General features: G+C 59.1%; 18 protein-coding genes. 11 read left to right on the top strand and 7 right to left on the bottom strand.

Annotated features, from left to right (window positions below; translation table 11 throughout):
* Positions 1 to 4 precede the first annotated feature (4 nt).
* Both QF010_RS09160 and QF010_RS09155 read right to left on the bottom strand, forming a co-directional pair.
* Positions 5 to 1,873, bottom strand: coding sequence for an amidohydrolase (locus tag QF010_RS09160; RefSeq protein WP_429532936.1), 1,869 nt, complete (start codon positions 1,871 to 1,873; stop codon positions 5 to 7).
* Between the two features lie 149 nt (positions 1,874 to 2,022).
* The gene (locus QF010_RS09155) at positions 2,023 to 3,045 is read right to left on the bottom strand and encodes a helix-turn-helix transcriptional regulator (protein WP_429532935.1); all 1,023 of its coding nucleotides are present in this window, start codon (positions 3,043 to 3,045) and stop codon (positions 2,023 to 2,025) included.
* Between the two features lie 248 nt (positions 3,046 to 3,293).
* Between QF010_RS09155 and QF010_RS09150 the strand changes: the two genes are divergently transcribed.
* Complete coding sequence (locus QF010_RS09150) at positions 3,294 to 3,593, top strand: hypothetical protein (RefSeq protein ID WP_429532934.1); 300 nt, start codon at positions 3,294 to 3,296, stop codon at positions 3,591 to 3,593.
* A gap of 24 nt (positions 3,594 to 3,617) precedes the next feature.
* On the opposite strand, the gene QF010_RS09145 is transcribed toward QF010_RS09150, so the two are convergent.
* Positions 3,618 to 4,190 carry a hypothetical protein gene (locus QF010_RS09145; protein WP_429532933.1) on the bottom strand — a complete coding sequence of 191 codons (573 nt, stop codon included), beginning with the start codon at positions 4,188 to 4,190 and terminating at the stop codon, positions 3,618 to 3,620.
* A gap of 210 nt (positions 4,191 to 4,400) precedes the next feature.
* Here QF010_RS09145 and QF010_RS09140 point away from each other — a divergent pair, with 210 nt between their 5' ends.
* The 9 genes from QF010_RS09140 (at position 4,401) to QF010_RS09100 (ending at position 10,990) form a co-directional block, all read left to right on the top strand.
* Complete coding sequence (locus QF010_RS09140; protein WP_033059997.1) at positions 4,401 to 4,748, top strand: metalloregulator ArsR/SmtB family transcription factor; 348 nt, start codon at positions 4,401 to 4,403, stop codon at positions 4,746 to 4,748.
* Between the two features lie 65 nt (positions 4,749 to 4,813).
* Positions 4,814 to 5,284, top strand: a complete 471-nt coding sequence (locus QF010_RS09135; protein WP_008154752.1) for an arsenate reductase ArsC — start codon at positions 4,814 to 4,816, stop codon at positions 5,282 to 5,284.
* 12 nt (positions 5,285 to 5,296) lie between these two features.
* Positions 5,297 to 5,989: an arsenical resistance protein ArsH gene (gene arsH, locus QF010_RS09130; protein WP_429532932.1), complete on the top strand. Its 693-nt coding sequence runs from the start codon at positions 5,297 to 5,299 to the stop codon at positions 5,987 to 5,989.
* Between the two features lie 171 nt (positions 5,990 to 6,160).
* Positions 6,161 to 6,328: a periplasmic nitrate reductase, NapE protein gene (napE, locus tag QF010_RS09125; protein ID WP_033059995.1), complete on the top strand. Its 168-nt coding sequence runs from the start codon at positions 6,161 to 6,163 to the stop codon at positions 6,326 to 6,328.
* A gap of 37 nt (positions 6,329 to 6,365) precedes the next feature.
* The gene (locus QF010_RS09120) at positions 6,366 to 6,626 is read left to right on the top strand and encodes a chaperone NapD (RefSeq protein ID WP_033059994.1); all 261 of its coding nucleotides are present in this window, start codon (positions 6,366 to 6,368) and stop codon (positions 6,624 to 6,626) included.
* Positions 6,623 to 9,127 (top strand): nitrate reductase catalytic subunit NapA, encoded by a 2,505-nt coding sequence (gene napA / locus QF010_RS09115; protein WP_429532931.1) that lies wholly within the window; start codon positions 6,623 to 6,625, stop codon positions 9,125 to 9,127. The genes QF010_RS09120 and napA overlap by 4 nt, the downstream gene beginning before the upstream one ends.
* An 11-nt stretch (positions 9,128 to 9,138) precedes the next feature.
* Positions 9,139 to 9,624 carry a nitrate reductase cytochrome c-type subunit gene (locus tag QF010_RS09110; protein ID WP_033059990.1) on the top strand — a complete coding sequence of 162 codons (486 nt, stop codon included), beginning with the start codon at positions 9,139 to 9,141 and terminating at the stop codon, positions 9,622 to 9,624.
* Between the two features lie 9 nt (positions 9,625 to 9,633).
* Positions 9,634 to 10,230, top strand: a complete 597-nt coding sequence (locus tag QF010_RS09105; RefSeq protein WP_033059988.1) for a cytochrome c3 family protein — start codon at positions 9,634 to 9,636, stop codon at positions 10,228 to 10,230.
* Positions 10,231 to 10,279: 49 nt separating this feature from the next.
* Positions 10,280 to 10,990, top strand: a complete 711-nt coding sequence (locus QF010_RS09100; RefSeq protein WP_050482844.1) for a class I SAM-dependent methyltransferase — start codon at positions 10,280 to 10,282, stop codon at positions 10,988 to 10,990.
* Here the strand turns inward: QF010_RS09100 and QF010_RS09095 are convergent.
* Complete coding sequence (locus QF010_RS09095) at positions 10,959 to 11,531, bottom strand: eCIS core domain-containing protein (protein ID WP_033059986.1); 573 nt, start codon at positions 11,529 to 11,531, stop codon at positions 10,959 to 10,961. The two genes, QF010_RS09100 and QF010_RS09095, sit on opposite strands and share 32 nt — an antisense overlap.
* 95 nt (positions 11,532 to 11,626) lie before the next feature.
* The gene (locus tag QF010_RS09090; protein ID WP_033060309.1) at positions 11,627 to 11,956 is read right to left on the bottom strand and encodes a DHCW motif cupin fold protein; all 330 of its coding nucleotides are present in this window, start codon (positions 11,954 to 11,956) and stop codon (positions 11,627 to 11,629) included.
* Positions 11,957 to 12,333: 377 nt separating this feature from the next.
* Here QF010_RS09090 and QF010_RS09085 point away from each other — a divergent pair, with 377 nt between their 5' ends.
* The gene (locus tag QF010_RS09085) at positions 12,334 to 12,738 is read left to right on the top strand and encodes a DUF6632 domain-containing protein (protein ID WP_033059985.1); all 405 of its coding nucleotides are present in this window, start codon (positions 12,334 to 12,336) and stop codon (positions 12,736 to 12,738) included.
* Between the two features lie 108 nt (positions 12,739 to 12,846).
* On the opposite strand, the gene yiaY is transcribed toward QF010_RS09085, so the two are convergent.
* Both yiaY and QF010_RS09075 read right to left on the bottom strand, forming a co-directional pair.
* Positions 12,847 to 13,995 carry an L-threonine dehydrogenase gene (yiaY, locus tag QF010_RS09080; RefSeq protein WP_033059984.1) on the bottom strand — a complete coding sequence of 383 codons (1,149 nt, stop codon included), beginning with the start codon at positions 13,993 to 13,995 and terminating at the stop codon, positions 12,847 to 12,849.
* A gap of 279 nt (positions 13,996 to 14,274) precedes the next feature.
* Positions 14,275 to 15,021: a tetratricopeptide repeat protein gene (locus tag QF010_RS09075; RefSeq protein WP_033059980.1), complete on the bottom strand. Its 747-nt coding sequence runs from the start codon at positions 15,019 to 15,021 to the stop codon at positions 14,275 to 14,277.
* Positions 15,022 to 15,036: the final 15 nt, after the last annotated feature.

The raw sequence follows: 15,036 nt of genomic DNA, 5'->3' as shown, positions 1-15,036 counted from the left end.
GTTTTTATTGGGCAGGACGGGCGACTGATGCCTGGGACAACGCCTTCGGATCAAGGCCAACGAACGGCGCCTTGGCCCACACGACCTGGCCGCCCACGACCGTCAGCAGCACGTTATTTCGAGCCAACTCCTCCTCGGGGACCTGCATGAAGTTCTTGTCCAGTACGATCAAGTCAGCGAACTTGCCGACCTCGACCGAACCGACGACAGCGTCCAGTTTCAGCTGCTCGGCAGCGTTCATGGTGATGGTGCGCAACACTTCAGTGCGCGACAGCGCCGGGTCGGCATTCAGCCTGCCCGCATACTTGGGGCCGTAGCTGTGCGGGTTCAGCGGATCACCTGAGCGGGTGACACCGATTTTCAACGCCAGGAACTCGTCGAGCGGGTCGACGGGCCAGTCGCTGCCATACGCAACGCGGCCGCCGGCACGGGCGATGCTGCCGGACGGCTCCATGCGGGCAAATCGCGCAGCCCCCAGATGCTCGTTAGTACCGTCGACCGTAGACGGCGCCTGCTGGGCCCACTGGAAGGACATGTTGGCGGTCACGTCGAGCGCCTTGAAGCGCGCATAGTCGGCAGGGTCCACCGACTCGTTGTGAGTGATGGTCGGGCGGAAGTCATTGCCGGGCAGTTGCTGGCGCACGTATGAGATGCCGTTCAGTGAGTCACGCACCGCGCGGTCTCCGGTAGCGTGAAGGTGCGGATCGAGGCCGGCCTGAACGGCTTTCAGCAGCAGCGGGTTGAGTACTTGCGGCGGGAAGTAAAGCTCGCCGGTGTTCTTGCCGGGGGTCCACTTCGGTGCCGTATCGGTGCCGGCATTGCGCAGGTACGGCGTCAACATTGCACCCGTGTCCGCCGGCGCGTTGATGATGCCGTCCATGAACAGTTTGACGTGACGCATGCTCACGCCCGGTGCCGGTTTCGCTTCGCCCTGGTCGTAGGTAGTGGCCATTGCCTTGGCCTCGGCGATGGTTTTGTCCGGGTCGGCAGCGGCGGCCGCAGGGTCGAGTTTGATCGCCAGCAAGGCCCGGGCCGTCAGCTCACCCGACTGTTGCAGGGTGGTAAACGCTTTGCCATTTTCCGGCCCCGACAAGGCATCGAAGAAACTGGTGATGCCTTGCTGGCGCATGGCGTCGAGCGCCGCGCGGGTCTGATTGAGTTTCTCTGCGTCGGTGGCGGGCGGCACCACGGCAGCCATGGCCTCGGCGGCTCCGTCCTCGCAGATGCCATTCGGGTTGCCGGCGCTGTCGCGCATGTACTTGCCGTCACCGGGATTGGCCGTGTGCTTGTTGATGCCGGCGACCGCCAGGCCGCGAGAGTTGGTCAGCACCGTATGGAAGTCGGTGGAACGGACTTGAATTGGACGGTTGGTCTTGAGCGCGTCCAGTGTCGACTTGTCGGGATCGCCGTCGAGTCCGGTCATGCCAATGCGGTCCCAGCTGCCCACTTCGAGCCAGACATCGGGGCCTTTGTCCTTGTCGGCATCCAGGCACGCCTGAATGGTTTCCTGGAAAACCTTGCGGGTCATCGTCTGGTATTTCAGGTCGCACAAGGTCATGGCGCGGCCGCCATCCCCCGGATGCATGTGCGCATCGATGAAGCCCGGCATCAACATGCGGCCGGCCAGATCGATCAGCTGTGTCTGCGTGCCGATGTACGACGAGACCCCTGCATCACTGCCGACATAAACGATCTTCCCGCCCGTGACGGCGATCGCCTGCTGCACGGAATTCTTGCCATCGACGGTGTAGACATAGCCGTTGCGCATGACCATGTCGGCGCCTGTCGAAGCGTGTGTCTGACACCCCACCAGCGCCACACAGGAAAATGCCGTTGTCGCGGCAACGGCGATAAATAGCCTGGAAAATTTCAACTGCCTCACCTCTATTTTTATAGTTGTGGAAGTGGCCCGAACGGACGGTCGCAAGCCCCTGATATGCAGGGCATACCCTATAGAGCGCGGCGGTCGGATGGACCTCCACAAATGAGGAGGGGTAAGGCAATTAGTTGAAATACAGGGGGTTAATCGCGGCGCGCTGCCTCAGTAAGCGAAGTCGATGACCGCAGGACAGAGCCCAGCTCCACTTTGCTCTTCACGCCGAGCTGTAAGTAGCAGTTGCGCAGATAGGTGCGCACGGTGGCCGGACTCAGGGCAAGGATTTTGGCAATTTCCTTATAGGAATGACCGGCGGCGAACAGCATCGCCGCCGTGCGCTCGCGTGGCGCCAGCACCGCCCCGCGCGACTGTGATTCGAGTGACAGGATGACGTGCTCGGCGTTAGGACTCAGCGTCAGCGCACAACGACCGAGGCGAATCACACACGGCGCTTTTTGCAGTTGTACGATGACTTCCGCGGGAAGCATTGAACCGCTCCACCCGGGTAACTCGCGCTGAATGGCGGCGCACAGACTTGCGCCTACATACAGCAAACTGCCGTCCATCCGGGCGACCCCGAAGTCACTCGCCCCGTTGCCCGTGTCGCAGCGAATCATGTCCTGCACCTGGAACCGCCACTGCTGCAACAGATGGTCGCAGAACGCCGAAAACAACCCGGCCTCATTGTCATTGAACGCACAGGCATCACTGCCACGGTAAAGACAGACGAAGAACATCAAGCCGCTTTCGGGTAATTCGAAGGAGATGCACATCAGGTGGTAGAGGTCGTGACGCCGGGCGAAGTCGTTCACCTCCTCGCAGGGATCGTTGAACCCACTGTCGCGCACAACTTCCCCGGGTTGACTTAAGGTCTCCTGGGAAAATCTGTCGCTGACCGCCACTTTGTGCCATTCGACGGCAAACGACTCAGGCAGATTGATCCGCCCGTGCATCCAGCTTTGAGGGGGAGTACTGGCGTCTGACGTCGACATCTCGCCCCACCATGCCGAAGCGAAGGGCACCAGTTGGCGGAAGGCCTGCAGGCCGTCGGCAATAAACTGGGAGGCGCCGCGATCTCGGGCAAGGCGCCCCAGGTGCAACACGCAACGATTGAACGCCATCAGCGTCGCCATCGACGCCTTGGCGCCGACCTCATCACCCTCCTCCATTGTTTTTATCCTGTTTACTACATGGCGTATTTTTTCGACGATGCCATAGGCGCGGTTATGGCGTCCAGCGAGCGGTGTTGTTGTAGCTGTTGCGGGAGAATCGCCGCTCGCTGTCGTACGGTTTACTCCGGCTGTCTGCAAATGCGCTAATTCCGCTAAACCGACTCAGGGGCAGGCACAACACCGTCTAATCTGAATGAAGCACGACCACAAACATGCCTCTAGCCTCTTGCTGCAGGGGAGATGGGATGATCGGAAAAACAGCACGCCAATGCTCGTCATGGATCCTGCCTTCCCTGCTCGCCATCAACCTGGCGCTGGCAGCGGGATGTGCAGGCAAAGCTGCGACAGCCCGCTATTCGGTCTCAAGCATAGGCGACAGTTGCTATGCAAAAGCGCTACCCACTGCCGGCGAAGGCGGTCTGGCTTGGGGCACCACCTTGAACATGGCTCGCAAAAAATCCCTGGATAATTGCATACGCTATGCCGGTCGATCCGGTGGCACGCCCGACACCTGCAAAGTGGTGTTGGCGGAGTGCAAAAATTAATAGTGAGGCAGTGAAGATTGATAGCTACCCCGGTACCGAGGATTTTTGCGCACTGACACTGCCCGCCCTACCGGCGACGGCAAGTGCCACGCAACAAGCCAGTAACGAGAATGCGGCGAAAGCGCCCATCACATGTAGATAAGGCAACACGTGATTCCAGGCGCGAGCCACCCCCAGGAAAGCGGCGAATAGCCAACCGCTCATGGACAGCGCACCCAATAAGGCGAGTCGCGTGCGGCCTGCACTGCGCAGTGCGACGAATGGAGCCTTTTGCAGCAATGGGAAGCCGACTCGATGCAACAATGCACCGTTGAGGCTAAGCAGCGCGACGACAGTTACCTTGGCCCAGAGTTTCTGATTGAGCAGATACGCGTCGCCTTCATTGAGATACCCCTCAAGCACCAGCAACAGCCCGCTTGCCCAAAGGGCCAGCAGCGCGAGGCTGACGATCTTCTGAGTTTCATCAAGGTACTCAAGCCTCGCCTGATCCAGTATTTCCTTGCGCCAACTCCAAAGCTTGTGATCCGCCTGCAACACCCTCCCCAGGGCAATACACGTAGCGAGCAGATGACCGTATACGAGAAGCATTTTGAGCATTGCCTTGACCTTATTATTGTTTTGGCGCTGCGTTCCCTGCTTCGCTGAATTGAAAACGAATGATACAAATTAGCAATTGCATTTTCAAGATGAGCCCCTGTGCAAAGTCACTTCCGAGAGGTCGTCTTACTGACGTTCATCTGTTTTGGTTTGCTCAATACATATGGATATCCGTATATTCGGCTAACCACATGTATTGAAGACGCCTCCATGCTGAACCCTGCCGCCGTATTCAAATGCCTGTCCGACGAAACTCGCACGCGGGCCACCTTACTGATCACCCGTGAGGGAGAGTTATGCGTCTGCGAACTGGTCTGCGCCCTGGACGACAGTCAGCCGAAAATCTCCCGTCACCTCGCGCAGCTCCGGGCATGTGGCCTGCTTCTGGACCGCCGCCAGGGTCAGTGGGTGTATTACCGGCTCAACCCCGAACTGCCAAAGTGGGTTCGCACCATTCTTGAGACAACCCTCGAAGCCAACGCCGACTGGCTTGAGGAAAACAGCACTCGACTCAAAGTGATGGGCGACCGCCCTATCAACACTGCCGCCTGCTGCTGACCCATCACTGCCCTGGCCTTGCGCCTGGGCGTTTAGCACCTGCCCATCTGGAAAGAGAAGTCGCCATGCGCGTTCTGTTCATGTGTACCGCCAATAGCTGTCGCAGCATTCTGTCCGAAGCGATGTTCAATCATCTCGCACCGCAAGGCTTCCAGGCGATCAGCGCCGGCAGCTTCCCCAAAGGACAGGTTTTGCCACGCAGCCTGACCACGTTGCAAGAGGCCGGGATTGCGATCGACGGGTTAAGCAGCAAAGGCAATGACGCCTTCGAGGCCAACCCGCCGGACATTGTCATCACCGTCTGCGACAAGGCCGCCGGTGAGGCGTGCCCGGTCTACTTCGGGCCGGCGTTGAAAGCCCATTGGGGGCTGGAAGATCCATCAGAGGTGAAGGGAGATGAGACGGTCGTCGCCGCTGCATTCCACTCGACGCTTGCGCGCATCGAAACACGCTGCCGGGCATTCCTCGCCCTGCCCTTCGCCCAACTTGATCGCGATGCTCTGAAGCGCGAACTCGACCGCATCAGCACCCTGTAACTGGAGCCCCCCATGAACCCCTCACTGCCTAATCTCGACGCGTCATTGATTCAGTCCATTGCCAGTGACGACGGCCAACCCAAGCCACGAATCCTGTTGCTGTACGGGTCGACCCGCGCACGGTCATTCAGTCGGCTGTTGGTCGAAGAAGCCGCGCGGCTGCTCGAACACTTCGGTGCAGAGACGCGGATCTTCAATCCATCGGGATTACCGCTACCGGATGACGCACCCAACGATCACCCGAAAGTTCAGGAATTGCTTGAGCTGATGCAATGGTCTGAAGGACAGGTCTGGTGTTCACCCGAGCGCCACGGCGCCATGTCTGCCGTATTCAAGGCCCAGATTGACTGGGTGCCGCTGGCCCTGGGCGCTGTTCGTCCGACCCAAGGAAAAACGCTCGCCGTCATGCAGGTCAGTGGCGGTTCCCAATCCTTTAACGTGGTGAATCAGCTTCGCGTGCTGGGACGCTGGATGCGGATGTTCACGATCCCGAATCAATCTTCCGTGCCGAAGGCTTATCTGGAGTTTGACGAAGGCAACCGCATGAAACCGTCCTCGCTGTATGACCGGGTGGTAGACGTCATGGAAGAACTGGTGAAATTCACGCTGCTGCTGCGCGAGCGCCCGGATCTGGTTGACCGCTACTCGGAACGCAAGGAGTCAGCGGAAGAACTGACTCAGCGTGTGAATCAACGGTCGATTTGAAAGCAGGGATGTCCGCAACTTGGTAACTAAATGAAGTAATGATTTAAAAGGTTATAACCCGTTGCGACATCGGAGCACGGGTTAACTACCGTCGGTCTGTAAAAACCCCGCCAGAAAACCTGCAAAAACTTCGTGATCTAGTCTGACTGCACGTTCGGCAGGAGATTACTCATGTCATTGGCTGAAGAACGAAAACCTCAGCGCCGCAAGGAAACCCGGCTGTTTCTCTTTCTTGTCGTCTGCCTCTTTCCGCTGCTGTCGGTCGCTATCGTCGGCGGCTACGGTTTTATCGTCTGGTTTTTCCAGATGCTGTACGGCCCACCGGGACCACCCAACTAACTAATAGCTTTTTCTGAAAGCCTATTGGAGCCAGCGCATGGACGAAGCTCTGCATATTGCCAGTCTTGTAGTACTTGCCAGGCCTGAATTGTTCGATGCCGTTAAAGCCAACCTGCGTCTGTTGGACGGCCTGGAACTGCATCAGGAAAGTGCGGCGGGAAAACTGGTGGTGGTCCTTGAGGCCGTACACGAAAGTCAGATCCTTCAACGCATCGAACAGATCAACAACTTGCCGGGCGTACTTAACGCGGCGTTGATCTATCACGAACTCCTCGAACCCGAAGGAGATATCGAATGAGCATGACGCGCCGCGAGTTCGTCAAAGCCCAGGCCGCCGCCATTGCAGCCGCCGCTGCTGGCCTGCCGATTATTACCGACGCCAGTAATCTGGTGACCGAAGCGGACATGGTCACACTGGACTGGAACAAGGCGCCCTGCCGTTTCTGCGGCACTGGTTGCAGTGTGATGGTCGCGACCAAGGACAACCGCGTGGTCGCCACCCACGGCGACGTCAAGGCAGAGGTCAACCGCGGACTGAACTGCGTGAAGGGCTATTTCCTGTCGAAGATCATGTACGGCGTTGATCGCCTGACCCGACCGCTTTTGCGCATGAAGAATGGCCAGTACGACAAGCAAGGCGAATTCCAGCCGATCAGCTGGGAGAAGGCCTTCGACATCATGGAACTGAAATTCAAGGAGGCCTTGAAGAGCAAAGGTCCCGGGTCGGTCGGCATGTTCGGCTCCGGGCAATGGACCGTGTGGGAAGGCTATGCCGCCAACAAGCTGATGAAGGCAGGCTTTCGCAGCAACAACATCGACCCCAACGCCCGCCATTGCATGGCCTCGGCGGTGATGGGTTTTATGCGCACCTTTGGCATGGATGAGCCGATGGGGTGCTACGACGACATCGAAGCCACCGATGCTTTCGTGCTCTGGGGCTCGAACATGGCCGAGATGCACCCGGTGCTCTGGAGCCGGGTCACCGACCGCCGCCTGAGCCAGCCTCACGTGAAAGTGGCGGTGCTGTCGACCTTTGAACATCGCAGTTTCGAGCTGGCCGACATCCCCATGGTGTTCAAGCCGCAAACTGACCTGATGATCCTTAACTACATCGCCAACCACATCATTGAAAGCGGCGCGGTGAACCAGGATTTCATTACTAAACACACCCGGTTTGCCAAAGGTACCGACGACATCGGGTACGGCCTGCGCCCTGACGATCCTAGGGAAATGAAGGCGAAAAATGCCGCCAAGGCCAACACCTGGACGGATATTTCCTTCGAACAATACGCCGCGTTCGTCAAACCCTACACGCTGGAACGAACCGCCAAGGAGACAGGCGTTCCGGCTGAAAGGCTCAAGGCTTTGGCCGAGTTGTATGCCGACCCCAAGCGTAAAATCGTGTCGTTCTGGACCATGGGTTTCAACCAGCACACTCGCGGCGTCTGGGCCAACAACCTGATCTACAACATCCATCTGCTCACCGGCAAGATCAGCGAACCGGGCAACAGTCCGTTCTCACTCACCGGCCAGCCGTCGGCCTGTGGTACGGCGCGCGAAGTCGGGACCTTCTCCCACCGCTTGCCCGCCGACCTGGTGGTGACCAACCCAAAACATCGCGCCATCGCTGAAAAAATCTGGAAGCTGCCCGCCGGCACCATTCAGGAGAAGCCCGGTTTTCACGCGGTGGAACAGAGCCGCATGCTCAAGGACGGCGTGCTCAACGTTTACTGGACCCAGGCCAGCAACAACATGCACGCCGGGCCAAACATCATGCAGGAAGTCCTGCCGGGCTGGCGCAACCCGGATAATTTCGTGATTGTCTCCGATGTCTACCCCACCGTTTCCGCGCAAGCCGCCGACCTGATCCTGCCCAGCGCCATGTGGGTGGAAAAGGAAGGCGCCTTCGGCAATGCCGAGCGGCGTACGCAATTCTGGCATCAGTTGGTGACTGCGCCGGGGGACGCCAAGTCGGACCTGTGGCAGTTGCTGGAGTTTTCCAAGCGCTTCACCACCGATGAAACCTGGCCCGCCGAGTTACTGGCCACGTCTCCTGAGCACAAGGGCAAAACCCTGTTTGAAGTGCTTTACAAGAATGGCCAGGTTGACCAGTTTCCGGTCGAGCAAATGGAAGCCGGATACAAAAATGATGAAGCCAAAGCGTTTGGCTTCTACCTGCAAAAAGGTTTGTTCGAGGAGTACGCCCAGTTCGGTCGCGGCCACGGGCATGACCTTGCCACGTTCGACCGCTACCACAGCGAACGAGGCCTGCGCTGGCCGGTGGTGGACGGCAAGGAAACCCGCTGGCGTTACCGCGAAGGGCTGGACCCCTACGTGGAAAAAGGCAGCGAGGTGCAGTTCTACGGCCACCCGGACAAAAAGGCGATCATCTTCGCCCTCCCCTACGAGCCGCCAGCCGAAGCCCCGGATGCCGATTACCCGTTCTGGCTGAGCACCGGACGCGTCCTCGAACACTGGCACACCGGCACGATGACCCAACGCGTCGAGGAACTGTACAAAGCGGTGCCGGACGCCTTGGTCTACATGCACCCCGAAGATGCCAAGGCCTTGAAGGCGCGGCGTGGCAGTGAAGTGAAGTTGATCAGCCGACGCGGTGAAATCCGTGCGCGCATCGAGACCCGCGGGCGTAACAAGCCCCCGCAAGGACTGGTGTTCGTGCCGTTTTTCGATGCCAACAAGCTGATCAACAAAGTCACGCTCGATGCCACCGACCCGATCTCCAAGCAGACCGACTACAAAAAATGCGCGATACGAATCGAGTTGATCAGCGTGGCCTGAGGAGAACCGTCATGCCTTTGCGAATCCTGCCGTTGCTCCTGCTCGCTGCAATTGGTGTGGTGATGGCTGCAGAAGTCAATTACCCCCTCGATGCACCGGGACCGGATGGGCGCCGGCCCGGTGGCACCTTGACCCAGAGCCTGCCGGCCCCGCCCATTGCCAATGAAGAAAACAAAGACCTGAAGCGCGAACGCAATTACCCGGACCAGCCTCCCACCATCCCCCATACCATTCGCGGTTATCAGATCGACCAAAACGGCAACAAGTGCCTGTCCTGTCACAGCCGTGCCAACAGCGCGCGGACCCAGGCGACGATGATCAGCATCACCCACTACATGGACCGCGACGGCCAGGCGCTGGCGGCGGTGTCACCGCGCCGGTACTTCTGTAACCAATGCCACGTGCCGCAAACAGAAGTGCAACCCTTGGTGGGCAACAGTTTCGAGACGATCGACAAAATACTGCAAGACGACGCCAACGCCGCGCAGAAACCCTGAGGAGGCAACATGAAAGCACTGTTCGCCCTGCTCAAGGATTACTGGGGCATCCTGCGTCGTCCGAGCCTCTACTACAGCCTGGGCTTTCTGACGCTGGGGGGCTTTATCGCCGGGATCATTTTCTGGGGTGGCTTCAACACCGCGCTGGAGCTGAGCAATACCGAGAAATTCTGCATCTCCTGTCATGAGATGCGTGACAACGTTTTCGTCGAGCTCAAAGACACGATCCACTACACCAACCGCTCCGGCGTGCGCGCCAGTTGCCCGGACTGCCACGTCCCCCACGAATGGACCCACAAGATCGCGCGCAAGATGCAGGCTTCGAAGGAGGTATGGGGCAAGATTTTCGGCACCATCGATACGCGCGACAAATTCCTCACGCTGCGTCGCGAACTGGCCGAACATGAGTGGGCAAGGCTCAAGGCCAACGACTCTCGCGAATGCCGTAATTGCCACAACTTCGAGTTCATGGATTTTACCCGCCAGAGCAAGCGCGCTTCTGCCATGCACTCGACTTCATTGGCTAACGGGGAGGCCACCTGTATCGACTGCCACAAGGGCATCGCTCACAAGCTGCCCGATATGAGTGGAGTGAAAGGCTGGTAGGGCTATCTTGTCCTATCCTTCCATCCAACCACCCACTCCGGACAACGACATGCCCGCCCCTGAATCCACCCTCCTCGACAGCTGGCACCACAACGCCCAATCCTGGATCGAAGCCATCCGCACCGGCGCCATCGAAAGCCGCCTCAAGGTCACCGACCAGGCAATCCTGCTGGCGGTGCTGGGCCGCCAGCCCGAGCGCGTGCTCGACCTGGGTTGCGGCGAGGGCTGGCTGTTGCGCACGCTGGCTGAACGGGGCATCGGGGCGGTCGGTGTAGATGGCGATGCGACGCTGGTCGAGGCGGCGCGGGCGGCGGGCTCTTCGCCGGTGCATCTGGCGAGCTATGAAGCGTTGGTGGAAGCGAAGGTGGACATCGGCCGCGATTACGACCTGATCTGCGCCAACTTCGCCCTGCTGCACCAGGACATCATCCCGCTGCTCGCCGCCATGAACGCCCTGCTCGCCCCTGGCGGCGCGCTGGTGATCCAGACGCTGCATCCATGGACCGCGGCGGCGGGCGACTATCAGGATGGCTGGCGGGAAGAGACCTTCACCGGATTCAAGGGGCAGTGGCAACCCATGCCGTGGTACTTGCGCACCTTGTCCAGTTGGTTCAATGCACTGGACATGGCCGGTTTTCAGCTGACCGCCCTGCAAGAACCGCAGCACCCGCAAAGTCCTGTGCCGCAGTCATTGCTGTTGGTGGCCGAGCAGCGGGGTTCGCTACCCTTCAGTCAGCCCCTTCCCGCACCCACCGCCTGACCTCAGCCTGTATGGCATAAGCCGGCGCCTCCACAGCATTGAAATCCTGTGTATACCGCTGGGCAAATCCGTCTACCCCCCATTCCTGATACTGCTGCACATGCTTTAACTCGTGAGCCCAAAGCGCGACGTCCTGTTCTGCGGATTGAGCGTCCCGGAAGAGGATGATGTCGATCAGCGTCACGGCACCGACATCGGGGTTTTGCAGCATGGCATTGGCGGCGCTGAATTGGCCGTTGTCGCTCACTTTGTAGCGCGCGGTATCGAGGACGCTGGGGTCGTACCAGCGCAGCAGTTGCTCCCGGATGTGCGGTGGAATGGGCTGCACGCCAGCACTGGCTGCTTCAGCGCGGGCTTGGGTCAGCCACAGCGCCAGGGCAGGTGTCGCGATCTGGTAGATGCCATCAGGCACTGGCAGACAGATGCAGCCGTCCAGGCACACTTGTGTCTCGCCAGCCGGACAGGCGTTGGTCTGGGCTGGCACCTCAAGAGTCAGGCAAAGAACAGACAGCGCCACCAGGCGCGTGATGATGGGCGGCATTGGGCGCTCCAAGAACGGACGCAACGCGAACAGGGGTCACCATTGATCGACGATCCGCATCGCTTTAGCGTAGTCCCGAACCAGACGCCCCAGCGTTAATCCACGACGAACAACTTGGCACCGGTGGTGCTGAAAGATCGATGCCCCTCAGCGTTGCTGCCCACCTGATAGCTCATCCCGGCGGTGAGCGTGAACTGACGACCATCCTCCAGCTCCGTGTGCAACTCGCCTTCCAGGCACAACAGGATATGACCTCTCCAGCACCAGTGATCGGCCAGATATCCGGGACTGTATTCAACCATCCGTACACGCGTTGAACCAAACTGGCAGGTTCGCCAATAGGCGGTACCCGTCTGCCCAACATGCTGCACAGGTTCGACAGTCGACCAATCGGTCGTACCAAAGGGAACAGCCGTCAGATCCATCGTTGCCTCATCAATGAAGGAATGTCTGTGGACCGTACCCATCCAGTACTCCTTTCGATAGACACAGATGCCCCGCATTTATGAGATACAGGCGCCCACTCAAGCCTGATAGCCAGGGGCGGTTTTCGGCCAGAAACAGCCGGTGGACGGAGCGATAACTAATGAGTAGCTATGCTTGGTCTACTGCCGGAACTAATTGAGCAGATTGGGCTTTCCATCCATGGTGTATAAGCCCGTTCAGCGGTCACCCGACTGTCAGAATGCCCGGTCTAGTCAGGGCTAGACGACAGAACAAGGAATGTTATCCACCAAGCCCGTGAAGGTGTTATCACCCCACTTGGGGTCAATTTAGAGTTAGGCCCAAAGAGGAGCCCGCCATGACCGAAGTCGATCGCCTCAGGTATTTGCGCGTCGTTCTGGTTTTGGCTGGCCTCGCGTGCCTTGCTCTCTACCCACTTATGTTGTTCTGGCCATCCGGCTGGGCCTGGCACGTCGGTCACTCGGACTACCCGATGATGATCGTTGGCATCTACGCCACACTTGGCGTGTTCTTGATCCTGGCCGCACGTGATCCATTAGCCAATCTGAGCCTGATCTGGTTCACCGTGTGGTCTAGCGCCGTACACGGAGGAATCATGGCCGTCCAGGCGTTCACCCAGCCGGGGCAAATGGGGCACTTGGCAGGTGACGTGCCGGCGCTTTTCATCGTGGCGGTTGCCTTGGGCATCTTGACGCCCCACTCGCAATTGGTCGCTCGGCCCCGGACACACAAAGGGGCCTAAGAGCAGGTTTGACTGTCAGGATCGAGTGATCCGTAAAGAACCCAAAAAAAGCCCCGCACTTCAACCGAAGGCGGGGCTTTTGATTTGGCGGGTGTCACTTCACATCGGTTACATCGCGGTATGGAAAATCTGCTCGATCTCGTCCTGATTGGCAGGACGCGGGTTGGTAAAGCCGCAGGCATCCTTCATGGCATTGGTTGCCAGGATCGGGATATCGTCGGCCTTGGCGCCCAGTTCGGCGAGTCCGCTCGGAATACCGACATCCGAAGACAGTTTACGGATGGCGGTGATGGCCGCGGCGGCGCCTTTTTCCGCATCCAGATGCTGGGTGTCGACACCCATTGCGTTGGCGATGTCTTTGAACCGGGCCGGGCATACGCTGGCGTTGAAGCTGGCGACATGGGGCAGCAGGATCGCATTGCAGACGCCGTGAGGCAGGTCGTAGAACCCACCGAGTTGGTGCGCCATGGCGTGGACATAGCCCAGCGATGCATTGTTGAAGGCCATGCCGGCAAGAAATTGCGCGTAGGCCATATTTTCCCGGGCGGTCATGTCGTCACCCTGGGCAACGGCAGTGCGCAGGTTGGCCGAGATCAATTCCACGGCCTTGAGTGCACAGGCATCGGTGATCGGCGTTGCCGCAGTCGACACGTAGGCTTCAACAGCGTGGGTCAGCGCGTCCATACCGGTGGCAGCAGTCAGGCCTTTGGGCATGCCGGCCATCAGCGAAGGATCGTTGACCGACAACAGTGGGGTGACGTTACGGTCGACGATGGCCATTTTCACGTGCCGGACTTCGTCGGTAATGATGCAGAAACGAGTCATTTCACTCGCCGTGCCGGCGGTGGTATTGATCGCGATCAACGGCATCTGTGGCTTGGCGGATTGATCCACGCCTTCGTAATCACTGATGTGCCCGCCGTTGGCGGCGCACAGGGCAATGCCCTTGGCGCAGTCATGGGGTGAACCGCCACCCAGGGAAATAATGAAATCACAGTCGCTGCGACCAAGCAGCTCAAGGCCCTTCTCGACATTGCTGACCGTCGGATTCGGTTTGGCGCCGTCAAACAGGGTGGAGTTGATGTCCTGCTGGGCCAGAAGGCTGGCTACCTTGGCGGCCACGCCGGCTTTGGCCAGGCCTGCATCAGTGACGATCAAGGCTTTGCGGAAACCATATTTGCGGATTGCGAGCATCGCTTCGTCGAGACTGCCAATGCCCATCATGTTCACGGATGGAATGAAGAAGGTGCTGCTCATGATAAATCCTCTTTTATTCTGGAAACCCGGAAATCAGGTGAGGTTTTCTACTCATATCGCAGGCTGTGAGGCGGGGCTGATTGTCATCATTGACGACGTTCAGCGGGAGACGTGCTGCATCAAGTGTTCAGGCGAACAGTGTTTTAAGATGCAGAGGTGGATGGGCCATCGCAGCCGGCAGCTTTTGATCATGGGGTTGAGCCTAACCCTATGACGCCAGACTGGAATGGTCCTTTAGCTTTCATTGGCACCTCCTTTAGTACTGGGAGGTAATGCCCCTCAACCGCGCACCAGATAGGCTCCTGCCGGAACCCGATGTCGCAACTTCTTGCATTTGCCGGGTTTGGGCTGATGCCCGGGCGGGCGATCAGGGAACCAGATTCGGCATTTACCCGGAGGCGGCCAATGGCCGCGGGGAATCGCAACCTCATCGTACGCGGGCTCTGGCTCGACGGAAGCCACTGGCAACTCTCCTTCGGGCCGTGGCGCGCCAGCCGTCGGCGAATCCGAGACGCTCTCTGCCTTTGCGCTAGTGAAGTTGCCAGCGTCGGCTTGTTCGGCAGCGGCCAGTTCTGCTTCGCGGCGCTTTTTGGCTTCCTCTTCGAGCCCCTTCTGTACTGCGACCTGGTCCTCTTTGGTGTTGGGTGTGGTACTGGAAGCCTTGGCCTGCTGCGCCGCCTGGATCAATTGGAAGTTGCGGTTGCGTAACTCGACGTTAGGACCCACCCGCATGTTCGAGCGTGCCGCCAACGTTTCTGCCTGCTGGTACTGCCCCTGCTGAAGACGCAACACACCGAGGTAATGCAACGTCGCGGGATTGTTTGGCTGGATATGCAGGGCACGCTCCAGCGTGGCAGCGGCTTGGTCCAACTGGCCATTTTCATACTGCCGCGAGGCGGTTTCGATGAGCGTGGTTGATGCGCTGTTACTTTGCGAGGGCGCTCTTCGCTCGGCAGCAACCGAGCAAAGCGACGCGACGGCGCAGAACGCCAGGATCAGACCTGGCAGAAAACTCTTGGTTGGCATCAGGGGGCGGACTCG

This window comes from Pseudomonas silensiensis, from assembly GCF_050434865.1.
Taxonomy (GTDB): Bacteria; Pseudomonadota; Gammaproteobacteria; order Pseudomonadales; family Pseudomonadaceae; genus Aquipseudomonas; species Aquipseudomonas fluorescens_W.
The sequence above is the reverse complement of the archived record's forward strand: the minus strand, read 5'-3'. Positions and strand labels throughout refer to the sequence as shown.